The organism is Microbacterium sp. (genome assembly GCF_036277215.1).
In the GTDB taxonomy this organism is placed as follows: domain Bacteria; phylum Actinomycetota; class Actinomycetes; order Actinomycetales; family Microbacteriaceae; genus Microbacterium.
Genome location: NZ_DASUNI010000321.1, coordinates 1 through 12634, shown reverse-complemented (window position 1 = coordinate 12634; position 12634 = coordinate 1). Strand labels below are relative to the sequence as shown.

Annotated in this window: 10 protein-coding genes and 1 pseudogene; 9 read left to right on the top strand and 2 right to left on the bottom strand. The window is 65.9% G+C overall.

Features of this window, described 5'->3' with window-relative positions; translation table 11 throughout:
- The first annotated feature begins 536 nt into the window (after window positions 1–536).
- The 9 genes and pseudogenes from VFX99_RS15605 (at window position 537) to VFX99_RS17335 (ending at window position 10997) form a co-directional block, all read left to right on the top strand.
- Window positions 537–1382 carry a vWA domain-containing protein gene (locus VFX99_RS15605; RefSeq protein WP_329667209.1) on the top strand — a complete coding sequence of 282 codons (846 nt, stop codon included), beginning with the start codon at window positions 537–539 and terminating at the stop codon, window positions 1380–1382.
- Between the two features lie 143 nt (window positions 1383–1525).
- Window positions 1526–2584: a PP2C family protein-serine/threonine phosphatase gene (locus VFX99_RS15600; RefSeq protein WP_329667208.1), complete on the top strand. Its 1059-nt coding sequence runs from the start codon at window positions 1526–1528 to the stop codon at window positions 2582–2584.
- Window positions 2581–3669, top strand: coding sequence for a protein kinase domain-containing protein (locus VFX99_RS15595; protein WP_329667207.1), 1089 nt, complete (start codon window positions 2581–2583; stop codon window positions 3667–3669). Before VFX99_RS15600 ends, VFX99_RS15595 begins: the two co-directional genes overlap by 4 nt.
- 587 nt (window positions 3670–4256) lie before the next feature.
- A complete protein-coding gene (locus VFX99_RS15590; RefSeq protein ID WP_329667206.1) occupies window positions 4257–5261 on the top strand; it encodes an SRPBCC family protein in 1005 nt (334 codons plus the stop codon).
- A 216-nt stretch (window positions 5262–5477) separates the two neighbouring features.
- Window positions 5478–7448 carry a glycoside hydrolase family 15 protein gene (locus VFX99_RS15585; RefSeq protein ID WP_329667205.1) on the top strand — a complete coding sequence of 657 codons (1971 nt, stop codon included), beginning with the start codon at window positions 5478–5480 and terminating at the stop codon, window positions 7446–7448.
- Between the two features lie 373 nt (window positions 7449–7821).
- On the top strand, window positions 7822–7956 hold the full coding sequence (locus VFX99_RS15580; RefSeq protein ID WP_329667204.1) for a hypothetical protein: 135 nt from the start codon (window positions 7822–7824) through the stop codon (window positions 7954–7956).
- A gap of 146 nt (window positions 7957–8102) precedes the next feature.
- Window positions 8103–9104, top strand: coding sequence for an alpha/beta fold hydrolase (locus tag VFX99_RS15575; protein WP_329667210.1), 1002 nt, complete (start codon window positions 8103–8105; stop codon window positions 9102–9104).
- 288 nt (window positions 9105–9392) lie between these two features.
- Window positions 9393–9536 (top strand): annotated as a pseudogene (locus VFX99_RS17340) (IS481 family transposase); the annotation flags it as partial.
- A gap of 1143 nt (window positions 9537–10679) precedes the next feature.
- Window positions 10680–10997: a DUF433 domain-containing protein gene (locus tag VFX99_RS17335; RefSeq protein WP_414684406.1), complete on the top strand. Its 318-nt coding sequence runs from the start codon at window positions 10680–10682 to the stop codon at window positions 10995–10997.
- A gap of 240 nt (window positions 10998–11237) precedes the next feature.
- On the opposite strand, the gene VFX99_RS15570 is transcribed toward VFX99_RS17335, so the two are convergent.
- Both VFX99_RS15570 and VFX99_RS15565 read right to left on the bottom strand, forming a co-directional pair.
- Window positions 11238–11999 (bottom strand): ABC transporter permease, encoded by a 762-nt coding sequence (locus tag VFX99_RS15570; protein WP_329667203.1) that lies wholly within the window; start codon window positions 11997–11999, stop codon window positions 11238–11240.
- Window positions 11996–12634 (bottom strand): ABC transporter ATP-binding protein (locus VFX99_RS15565; protein ID WP_329667202.1); only part of this gene is annotated, 639 nt, incomplete at its 5' end. The genes VFX99_RS15565 and VFX99_RS15570, both read right to left, overlap by 4 nt.

The window sequence follows — 12634 nt, the reverse complement described above, 5'->3', positions numbered from 1 at the left end:
TCCGACACCGATCCGCAGCAGCGTGAGCGGGATGGTTCAATCGTGCGCCGGTCCGCCACGAACAAGGCAGGGTTGCGCGCGTGCACAGGGTCGCCTACCCTGCGGCGCAGCGCCACTACGCCGCCGACGCGGTTCGGCTCGGCGGGCGCCGTGGCCATCCCCGCTAAGCCCTCTGCCGTCGAGGTTACCGCAGGGGTGATGGCCTCCTTCTGCGGTTCCCGCTGCCGGGGTAGGGGCCGATGTCCACCGCCTGGAGCGGCCCAAATCGTGGCGTCACTGCACACACGGCCCTCCCGGTCAAGCGCCCCGTCATTCGCGGAGCAACTGGCAACGTTGGGGGCAGACCCCCGATTCACCTCCTCGAGAGGAGCGAGCCGATGAACTATGCGCAGAGCAAGCACAGCGAACGTGTCAGTGACGGCGCCTTTCAGGAGGGCGGCCACCCCCCCGCCACCAGCGACGGAGCACGTGCATCGTCGAGAGCGTCCAGGCCCTAACCGTGAAATATCCCCAGCCAACTGCACAAGGAGAGACCGATGACTGACAACCCCACCGCCACAGATGCGCCCACCGCACCAGACGCCGCTCGTCCCGAGGCGGCGGAGGCCGCCGACGTCGTGGTCGACCCGGGCGCCGAGCTCTCTACGTCTTCGGATGGAGATACTCCCGCCGCCACGGAGCCGGCCGCCGCACAGTCCAGCCTCGCGGCTCCGCGTGGTCTGAGCTACGCCGTCGACATCGTGTTCTGCATCGACGTCACCGGCAGCATGACCCCGATCATCGACGCCGTGAAGGAGAACGCGATCGGCTTCTACGACGATGTCCAGGCGAACCTGACGGAGAAGGGGAAGAACGTCTCCCAACTCCGTGTCAGGGTGATCGCGTTCCGCGACTTCGTCGCCGACGGTGCCGCTGCGCTGGAAGAGTCCCCGTTCTACACACTTCCCGCCGACCGCAGCGGGTTCTCGGAGTTCGTCAACGGGCTTATCGCCCAGGGCGGCGGCGACGCGCCCGAGTCAGGGCTTGAGGCCGTAGCTCTGGCGATCAACTCCCCGTGGACCACTGTCGGTGACCGCCGACGCCAGGTCATCGTGGTGTGGACCGACCAGCCGGCACAGCCGCTCGATGCGAGCGTCGTCCCCGCCGACTTCGCCTCCAGGGTCCCGGCCGACTTCAGCGCCCTCACCGATGCGTGGGAAGACGAGCAGGGCACGATGGGCTCCAGTTCCAAGCGGCTGATCCTGTTCGCGCCCGACGGGCCGGGCTGGAGTGACATCTCCGCGGTCTGGGAGAACGTCGTGCACAACCCCTCACAGGCCGGTGGCGGACTGTCCGAGGTGGACTACGGGACGATCATCGACTCCATCGGCAACTCGGTGTGAGCGAGACCGCGACGACTGGTGGGGGGACCGTCCCAGGTCTTCCCGCGCCGGGACCGACGGTTTCGTTCGGCTTCAATCTCGGCAAGATCCCCGACCACGGCGAGGATTCCGACCCGATTCTGCGCGACGGACCCGATCTCGGCTTGCTGGCCGTCTTCGACGGTATGGGTGGCGCCGGCGGAACGGTCTACGACACCCCCGACGGCCCCCGCAGCGGCGCCTACCTGGCCTCACGGATTGCGCGAGATGTCGTCGAACAGGAGATGCTGAATCTGCTCGTTCCGGACTGGAACCTGAACGGCGAGGCCGCCGCGGAAGAACTGCAACGTGCCGTCCGGGACGCGTTGCAGGATCGCCTGGCGGAACTGAAAGCGCCGAAGAGCGGTCTGCGGTCGCGGTTGCTGCGCGCCTTGCCTACGACGATGGCTGTGCTGGCCTTGCAACGCAGCCACCGCGGCGGATCGAAGTGGCTCATCCATGTGTTCTGGGCAGGCGACTCCCGCGGGTACGTGTTCGAGCCCACCGGCGCACGCCAGCTGACCATCGACGACCTCCGCGACCAAGGAGATGCGATGTCCAACCTCCGACGCGATTCTGTGGTGAGCAACGCGATCTCGGCCGACACCGAGTTCCACGTCAACTACCGCCGGGTCGAGCTGGAAGCTCCGTTCCTCCTCGTCTGCGCCACCGACGGATGCTTCGGCTATCTGCCGTCCCCGATGCACTTCGAAGAGTTGGTGCTCGGCTCGCTCGCCGCTGCAAGAAGCGTGACCGGCTGGTCACAGGCCATACAGGACGCGATCGTTCCGGTCACCGGGGATGATGCCGCGATGGCAGTCATCGCGGTCGGCGCCGACTTTGACGAGCTGAAGTCGCTTTATACGCCCCGAGTGGCCGATCTGGCCGCCGAGTACACCGGCCCGATCGATGCCCTCAGCCGGTCAGTGGAGCGCGCCGAACAGGAGCTCCACCGGCTTCAGCAGCGCCAACTCGACGACACCGAACAGCTCTGGACGCGCTACAAGTCCGGCTACGAGCACTACCTGCACGGTCCCATCGAGCCTCACGCCGATGCTCCCGAAACCACTGAGCCTCTCGTCGTGGTCCCGGCATCAGAGCCCGTGAGCGAGGCAGCGCAGGCCGAGACCACCATCGCTGACGACGTTCACGACGGGTCGCCGAAGATTGAGGGAACGTCATGAAAGCCGGCGACGTGGTCAACGGCTACTTGATCTTGGAAGACTTCAAGGTGGTCGGTGCAGGACTGAGCAAGTGGACCTATGCCGAGCGCGGTGGTCGGCAGTTCTTCATCAAAGAGTTCCTGGCGCCCACCTACCCCGACGACGCGGCGCCGGGCAGCGAGAAGATCAAGGCGAAGAAGCGTGCCCGCTGCGCCGTCTTCGAAGCACAGCACCTCGGCATGCAGAAGGCGTTGGCGCCGCTGTCGACGTACGGCGGCAACCTCATCGTGACCCTCGACTTCTTCCGGTGGGGCGCCAAGTACTACAAGGTGACCGAGAAGGTCGACAGCGAGGATCTCGGCCCGGGTGGTGTCGCCTCCCTGGGCCTGCGCAGGCAGCTGGTGCTGATGAAGTCCGTGGCCCACAGCCTGAAGATCCTGCACGACCTGCGGATCGTGCACGGCGACCTGAAGCCCAGCAACATCCTGGTCAAACGCACCGAGCTCGGCTACACCAGCAAACTGATCGACTTCGACAGCTCCTATATAGCCGGCAATCCGCCGCCGTTCGATCAGATCGTCGGCACCATCAACTACTACTCCCCGGAACTGCTCGGCTACATCCAAGACGCCGGCGTCCAGCCCAAGGAGCTGGGTGTCGCGTCCGATATCTTCGCGCTCGGGCTCATCTTCACGGAGTTCCTCACCGGGGCGATGCCGCCCTTCGACGCAGCCCGCTACCACGAAGCCGCGGTTGCCATCCGACACGGCGAGGTCTTGCGCGTCCCGCGCACCGGCGTGCTTCCGGTGCTGGCAGATCTCATCGACTCCATGCTGCTCGCCGATCCGAGCCGACGCCCCGCCATCGCGCATGTGCACGCGACGCTGATGGGGATCCGCCTGCCCAGCGATCACTCGCCCACGCGGGCCCCCGGTGCTCCTTCGTCTGTTGCACCGGCGGAGACGCGCGCACCGTCGAGTGCTCTTCGGGGCAAAGGACTGCGGCACGCCACTCCTTCCGGGACCGGGACGGGGCCCGAGCCGCGTCCGGCCGGCGGACTGGTCGGCAAACTCGTCGGGAAACTGACGGGCCGGTCGCCCCGATGAATCCACTGGGCCCGGTGTGGCGTTGCCGCGTCTGCGAAGGCGTCAACCGCACAGGCAGGGTCTGCGCTACCTGCGGCGCGGAAGTGCCCGTCGGTGAACCGCTCCGCGCAGCCGTCCGCACCATCCGGCCGAGCAGCACCCGCCCCGCCGCTCCGCCACCGGTACCCCCCAATCCCACCCGACACGATCTGCGCTCACACCCGATACCCGAGGAAATTCACCCCGTCGACTCCGACGACCCGCTCGACTTCACCAACGGGTTCAGCATCACCCCTCTGCCGTTCGGCTGCATGATCAACCTGGGCCCGCGTCGCGATTCGCTCTGATTGAGGATCACTCCATAGCGAATGCGGTCGCTCGGCTCGTGGCCGGCGATGAACAGCAACTGTTCTGGAGTGGTTGCCGGTTGGACCCCGCGGACTCGATCGGGGGGCGGCGTCGATCCCGCCCGCCACCCAACGGAGGACGAGTGATTGTCATTCCGCATGTCGACAAACGCAAGGGGGTACCTGGTCGCCCTCGGGCCTGCTTCGGTGGTTATGGGCGCACACATCGCCCGAATCAACCCGATGAAAAAAGGAACACTCATGAGCACGAAGGTCGAAAAGAGCATCCTCGTCAATGTCCCGCTCAGCGTCGCGTATAACCAGTGGACCCAGTTCGAAGATTTCCCTCGCTTCATGGGCGGCGTCAAATCCGTCACTCAGCTCGACGATGAGCACTTGAACTGGGTTGCCGAGATCGCCGGGGTCCGCCGGCAGTGGAACGCGAGAATCCTCGAGCAGGTGCCTGACCAGAAGGTCTCTTGGGCGGCGACGGAGGGCGCAACGAACTCGGGGTCCGTGACATTTGAGGATGTCGGAGGCGGACAGACACAGGTGCGTCTGGTTCTCGAGTACGAGCCCGAGGGGCTGGTCGAGAAGATCGGCGACAAGCTGAACGTCGTGGAGAACATCGCCGAGAAGGACCTGGACCGGTTCAAGGCCTTCATCGAATCCGAGGGCTATGCCACCGGAGCGTGGCGCGGATCGGTAGCAGGTGGCACCACCGCTGACGAGCCTGGCATCGAGACCGCGGCCGCCTCGCGGGGTGACAGCGGCAAGGCGGGGATCTCGGGCAAGGTCGCCGCGGGCGTCGGACTCGCCGCCGCAGGTGCAGCAGCTGCGGCTGTCGGTGTCGCCGCCAGCAAGCAGAGTCCCGATGACACCGCCGATGTGACGTCGACGCCTGCCCCGTCTGCATCATGGGACGCGTGGAATTACCGGCAGCCGGCCCGTCGGACGCAGGGCGCCGGAAGTCTGGTCGGCTATGGGGTGCATGCAAGCGACGGTGATATCGGCAAGATCGATGAGTCCAGCGACGAGGTGGGCACGAGCCGTCTTGTGGTCGACACCGGCGCGTGGATCTTCGGCCGCAAGGTGATCCTTCCCGCCGGCACCATCGAGCGGGTGGATGACGCCGACCGGAAGGTCTACGTCGACCTGACGAAGGACCAGATCAAGAACTCTCCGGAGCTGGATCAGGACACCGACTTCGATGACGTCGCCTACCGAAACCGCCTCGGCGACTACTACGGCGGCTTCTACCGGTGACTGACTGGTGCCCGGCTCTTGCTGGCCGGGCACCCTGGCGTCACACGCCGCACGCGCGACGAGAGTCCGCTGATTGGCTTGAAGGGTTCGATCCGCGCGGGAAGCAGCTTGAAGGCGTCAGGATGCGAACGGCATCACTAGCCAGGGGGCCTTACTCGGCCGTGGGGACGTCCGCAACCCCGCGCGCACCGGAGGCACCGCTTCTAGCGTTGCAGCATGTCGCGCAGCTCCCGGAGAGACGTCGGCGTCCCGACGCCGATCGCAGATTACGCGATGATCGGCGATCTGCACACCGCGGCGCTCATCTCATCGGTCGGTTCCATTGACTGGCTCTGTCTGCCGCGTTTCGACTCTCCTGCCTTCTTCGCTGCCCTCCTCGACAGCGACGACGCGGGTCGGTGGACGCTCTCGCCGACCGGCAGCGTTGTCGACGTCCGCCGGTCGTACCTGCCGGACACGTTCGTTCTCGAGACGAGTTGGAAGACCCCCGAGGGCGAGGCGGAGGTTTGGGACTTCATGCCGCTCGGCGACCAGAGACCGAACATCGTCAGACGGGTCCGTGGCGTTCGCGGAAGCGTGACGTTCCAGGAGCAGATCGCCATCCGCTTCGATTACGGGTCGGCCGTTCCCTGGGTGCGTCAGACGACGTACGGTGATCAGCCCGCCCTCCTCGCGACGGCCGGGCCGGCGACCGTGATCCGGCGCGGCCCGCAGATGCAGCCCGAGGACCTCCGGCACGCGGCGGACTTCACGGTCGGTGAGGGCGACGTGGTGGATCTCGTCGTCACCTGGTATCCGTCTCATCGTGATCCGCCCCCGCCGCTCGATGTGGACCGAGCTCTCGAGGTGACGATCGACTGGTGGCGCGATTGGGCCGCCCGCAGCAAACCGCCGAGCCCGTACGACGAGCAGGTGCAGCGGTCGTTGCTCGTCCTGCGAGCGCTGACCGACGAGGACACCGGGGGCATTTCGGCGGCGGCGACAACCAGCCTGCCGGAGACCGAGGGCGGCGGCCGGAACTGGGATTACCGGTATGTGTGGTTGCGGGATGCTGCTCTCACGATCAGCGTGCTGCTGACTCACGGGTATCGGGCGGAGGCGGAGGAGTGGCGCGGGTGGCTGCTGCGGGCCATCGCGGGGGCTCCTCGCGATGTGCAGATCATGTACGGCATCGGCGGAGAGCGTCGCCTGCACGAGTACGACATCCTCGAGCTGGCCGGCTATGGCGGCGCCGCCCCGGTTCGGGTGGGCAACGCCGCGTACGAACAGCGCCAGTGGGACATCTTCGGCGAGGTCATGGTCGCGCTGCACGGTGCGCGCGCCGCGGGGCTGCAGGAGACTGAAGCCTCCTGGCCGCTCCAGTGCGCGCTGCTGGACTTCCTGGAGGAGAACTGGCAGAGCCCCGATCGCGGCATCTGGGAGATCCGCGGCGAGGAGAGGCACTTCACGCATTCACGCGCGATGGTGTGGGCGGCTTTCGATCGCGGTGCCCGGGCCGTTCGAGAGTTCGGACTGCCAGGCGATGCGCGGAAGTGGGCATCGATCGCGGAACGGGTTCGCGAGGAGATCCTCGACCGCGGCTACGACCCCCGACGGAACACCTTCGTGCAGTACTACGGCTCCGCGGAGCTGGACGCGGCGCTGCTCCAGCTGCCGCAGATCGGTTTTGTCGAGGCGGACGACCCCCGCATGCTGGGCACGGTCGCTGCCATCGAGGAAGACCTGATGCGCGACGGACTCCTGCTGCGCTACCGCACGTCGGCCGGAGTCGACGGACTCAGCGGGGAGGAGCATCCGTTTCTGGCGTGCTCGTTCTGGCTGGTAGAGCAGTACGCCGCCTGCGGTGACGTGCGGGCCGCCCGCGCGCTCATGGATCGCCTGACTTCCTTCGTGAACGACGTCGGGCTGCTGAGCGAGCAGTACGACCCGGTTCGCGCGCGACACATGGGGAATACCCCTCAGGCCCTGTCGCACCTGGCGCTTGTGCGGGCGGCCGATGCCATCGCGGCGGCGGAGAAAGGCCTCGCGGACGAGCTTCCTAACGTGCGGGGCGAGTCCGAGGGAGGCCAGGCGGGGCAATCGACGGATGCCGGGTCCGCACCGGCCGAGATCCCGACTGACCTAGGGAACACACCGCAGGAGAGCCGCGCCCAGGCCGACATCGACACCCCCGACCTCCGCAGATAGGACCAGCTACGGGCTATGGGGTATCCGTCCGAATCAGAGAGTCACGAGACGCTTACACCGGACGCCGTTCGATCCCCTCGGGATGCGAGCACAGCCGTGACGTACTCGGCCTTTCGGAGCGCTCACGCGGAGCAGGGTCGGGGTCGAGCCTCGGCTCAGCGTTCCCGCGGGGTTCCTACCCGGCATCGGGCGAAAAGCCGGCAGCGACCCTTTACCAGGAACCGCGACCGGCGGCACGACTTTTCACCAATTGATAACCGCACGCCGCGGCATCCCATGTCGGGTCCTCCGCGAACCGCACGGTGGACGAACGCGACCATGCGGAATTGTCAACCCGTGGCGGGGAACGGCTGCGGGCGGGTGAAGTGGCTAAATGGACAATGACAAGCAGAACACGCAGGGCACGCCTGGCGAAGACGAGGAAGCCGATACCGCTTCCGGTGGTGCGCCCGAGAAGCCTGACACCACAGACGACGAGGGTCGCCCCGTGGACAACCCCTCGGGCTGATCTCTCGACCGAGGTCGTCTCGGGCCGGAGAGTGGCCCCCAGCTCAGATGGAGACGCGTCGGCTCGCGATCTGCTTCGCCACGTCGCGGAGCCGTGCTCCCGTGCGACGGGTCGCACCCGTTGCGATTGGCGAGGATGCTGGAGTGATGAGCATGAAGGGGCCGTTGACGGCTCGGGAGGTGTGGGCAGGAATCGCGCTGCTCGGCGGGGCGGGGCTCGGCTTGGCGGCTGCCGTCCAGCAGGTCCTGACCGTCCGGGATCGTCGGCGCTTCGCACCGCCTGGCGTTCTGGTTGACGTGCACGGTCATCAGATGCACTTGCTGATCAGCGGACCTGATGGGGATGGGCCGGCAGTCATCCTCGAGGCGGGAATGGGGTCCTTTTCGCCGAACTGGTACTGGGTACAGCGCGAATTGTCCGACATCCGAACCGTTGCGTACGACCGACCGGGGCTGGGCTGGAGTGAACCCACAGGAAGACCCCGGGACGCCCGAACGATCGCCGAGGATCTCCGGCAAGCGATGACCGCAGCAGGCATCGAACCGCCGTTCGTGCTCGCCGGGCACTCCTTCGGCGGTCTCCCGGTTCGCGCGTTCGCCGACGTCTATCCCGAACTCACCGCGGGACTGGTCCTGGTGGACGCATCACACCCCGACCAGTGGGCGCGCTGGCCGGTGCGGCACGCGGATCGGATTCTCGCGGCCTCGCAGCGCCTGCTGAGTGTGCTGGCCTGGTTCGGGATGTTGCGGGCCCTCGATGCTTCGCGGGCGATCTCGAACGGCCTGCCGGCCGAGCAGGTAGCGCAGTTGCGGGCCGCGTCGGCCCTTCCCCGGTGCGCCGCCACCGAAGCGGCTCAAACCAAAGCCTGGGAAACGAGCCGGAATCAACTCAACGCCGCCGCCCCGCTCGGCGAGTTGCCACTGACCGTGCTCGCCGTCACCGACCAACCGGTCGGGGGTGACCTGCTGACCGCCCTGCAACTAGAGCTCGCTGGACTGACCGCGAACGCCCGATTCGAGGTCGTCGACGGCGCTAGCCATGAGTCTCTGGTATCGCAGCGAAGGCACGCACGCAGAGTTGCGGCGGCAATTCGTTCGGTAGTTCAAGCGGCACAGGACCGTCAGTCGTCGGGCTCGACCACGGCCTAGGATCACCGCCGGCACCCTCGCGGTTGCGCCCACATCGTGAGTGTCGGCATACGCCCGACGCCGTCGAAGTATGCGGGTCCGTTTCCGCTTCCACCGGCACAGTCGACGTCGCTCGAGACGGGAACGCACGCGTCCGCGTGATTCGAATCGCATCCTGACGGTGCTACCGGGGCCGGCGCAGGTTCGACGTAGGCGCCGATGCTGGTGGTCTCGGTGATGGGTGCCACGGTGACCACGTCGGTGACCAATTCGCGACTCGTCTCCGACCGCGACCGAGATCCACGGCGTCCCGCCTCGACCCTCCCGGACAACGGCCGTGTCTACACCGCACCGTTCGGCGGCGGCCGCAACGCATTCGAGCATCTGCTGCCCGTCCTCGGAGTGAAACAGAAGAACGGATCCCCCGGACACCCGCAGACCCAAGGCAAGATCTGTGAAGACTTGTGGTGGTGCTGCGCCGGGTCGGGTCTGACCCAGGTCAAGAATTGGGGGCTTCTGAAAAGTGACACATCTCGCGACTCATCAGCGACCTATGTCGCGACTCATCACAGAGCGGAGGATAGGGGATTCGAACTCTCATTTCTGAGGTGCAAATGAGCTATTTTACCGCGTAATTACGGGGTTTTCGGGTGACCGAAAAAGTGGCACACCAGCATCCCCCTGCCTTTAAATGCGCGGCGTGTCGCGCTCAACCGTGCCACAACTGTGCCACGAGCTTGGAACGGGGAGCCAGGGATGCGCATCTGGCTCACTGGCAGCCGAACCGCCGTAGAACCGATCGACCGGCTCCCCCCTCAGCGCGATGTAGCTGTTCGAGCTCCTTCGATACCGCGCTGAGCCGGTCGAGCGCACCGCGCGGAGACCCCCAGCGACGGAGAATCTGTCGGGTCTTGGCCGCTCGCGCTTCAGCGGCGGCATGGGCACGCTCAGTCGATGCGGGACGAGGAATGGATCGGGCTCGGCGCGAGCGACTCATGACGGACGGGGCGGAGATCCTTTACCGCAATGGCGAGGACGAGCTCGTTGTCGTGCGGAACCACATCGACGGCCGCGGATTTTGCCACGGCGGCGCGAGTTTCCGCGGCTTCTCGCTTCGCGTTTCGGCGTCCTCGAGCCATGTAACCAGGTTGACACGCGATCCCAATCAAGACAAAGGATCCGAGCGCGCACACTTATAGTGCCTGCGTGCGCTGAGAAGAGCGTTCTCCAATCCAATCTCCTCACGAAGAACCTCGACCGCTGGACGGATGCGCGCCATTGGCAGCCCCACTCGGCGGAAGCGCGCGCGTCTCCATACTGCTCTGCAAGGGTTTGGGCGTCCCACCCCGCATCGCGCAACCTCGACACGAGCGAACGCTGACCCAGCGACCGGTCGAGAAGGAAGCGCGTCACTGGAGGTTAAGCCGCTTGCAGGACGAGCGAGGCCCACGCGATCTATCACCATGACGCTCGCGTGATCGTCTTCGCGCGACGGCCTCGTTAAAGACGCCTCGATGCGCCGAGTTCCTCAAGAGCATTAGCTACCAAGACGGGTTCGCCCGGTTACTTCGACTGCCGGCGTACGAATCGATTGAGGTGATAGTCGACCCGACTCGCAACTCGGGCCAACCCACCGTCCAGAGACTGGGTGTCCGAGTCGAGGATGTTGTCAGCCGCGTTCGAGCGGGCGAAGCTATGGATGACGTCGCCGAAGACTTTGATCTGGCGAGAAGTGAACTTCGATCGATTGCCGTTGTTGTTCCTCGCTCCTTCGCTGGCCATTTCTCGCCGGGTGAAGGTGTCCAGAGCGGGAAAGTGCGTCGCGTAGCCGCGGCCGCGTCTGGGTGCGTTGTCGTGCATCCGTTTCGAGCGCCGTGTTTGCCCCCCTATGAAGCACCTGACCGTGAAAACTAGTGCTAGCGGGTCCTACGGATATTCGCCACTCTGGCCAAGCCGAAAGTTTGCCGACGGCCGATAGGGAGACGTTGGCGTCGCGCTTGCCGATTCCTGAACGGGCCGAACCGGGACCGCAGCCAACTCAGTTTTCGCAGAGAAGTCGGTTAGCGCAAGCCCTTGGCGCGCAAGCCTTCGTTGGTCCACGTTGCCCATAGCAGCCCACCTTTCACGACCCGCGTGACGATCCGTTAGGTCCGCTCACCGATCGAGTTGCATCCGCGCCCACGTGTGCGTGGTCACTCCGCCGAACGCGATGGGGATGGTGAGGACTGCGAGCAATGCTGGCCATGGCACGGTGTCCGGAGCGATCGCCCAAAGCGCGGGGGCGACGAGCGGAATCCAGACGCTCGCTCCCAGCAGTGCACTGACTTGAGCAACGATCAGCAGCACGATGGTTGCGGCGATGCCGGCGAGGGTGCTGCGCGCGAGACTCGCAACCCAGCCCGCCGGCACGGCGAGCGATGCCGTGAGGAGTGTGAGAAGGGGAATCCTGAACAGTTGGGCGGCGTTTTCTGGATCCGATGTATTCAGTCCGGATGCGATCCCGGTCAGGCTGAGGATGACTGTGAGCGCGATTGCCATAGCCGCAGCCCACGCCAGATAGACAAGAAGCTTGCCCACCGCGACGGCCGAGCGTCGCACGGGGAGAGCGAACAAACCAGCGATGGTGCGGTCCGAGAACTCGCGACCGTACAACCAGGCGATGAGGATGCCGCATGCTCCGAATCCTCCGGCGGCGAGGATCTGTGTTGCGGTGCCAACGAGGAGTGTCCAGCCGTCTTCCCCGGCGAGTGGTCCCAGGCGTGCCAATACTCGCTCGTCGCCGGCATCGGCCGCGGCGAGCAGCCCCCCGGTGAGGGCCGCGACGCCGACAAGGAGAATTCCGGAGGTCCACGGCACCACCCGTGAGCCTACGGCTTTGCGAGTTTCGACCGCTAGTGCGATGCGCAAGGCGTTCATGCCTGCCGCCGTGAGAGGTCATCGGCGTGCACGAGCGAGAAGAACGCTCGCTCCAGATCGGTGGCGCCGGGATCGAGAGCGCCGATGATGCGGCCGTCGTTCATGACGCTGATTCTGTCGGCGATGCGAGCGACTTCGTCGAGGTGATGACTGGAGACGAGTACTCCGGCACCTAACTGTGCGCGGCGAAGGATCACCTCTCGAAGCAGGATCACTCCTGAGGGGTCGAGCGCGTTGGTCGGTTCGTCCAGGACGATGAGGCGAGGATTGTGCTGCAGCGCTGTGGCCAGTCCGAGGCGCTGTCGGTTGCCGAGTGAGAGACGACTGACGCGGATGTTCAGGTACCTCCGCAGATCCAGTTCGTCCGCCATGGACTCAGTCATGGCCGTCGCATCGTTCGGGGTTGCGCCGTGCATCCTGGCAGACAGGCGCAGGTTGGTGCGCACGTTGAGTTCTGGATATGCGAGCGCCTCTTCGACCAGATGGCCGACCTCCGCCCAGGCGCGTGGAGGTAGGGCGGCCAGCGGCACGCCGTCCATCAAAACCTCACCGCCTTCAGGGCGGATCATCCCCAACATGAGACGCATGATCGTGGTCTTTCCGGCACCGTTCAGACCGACCAGTGCATGGATCTC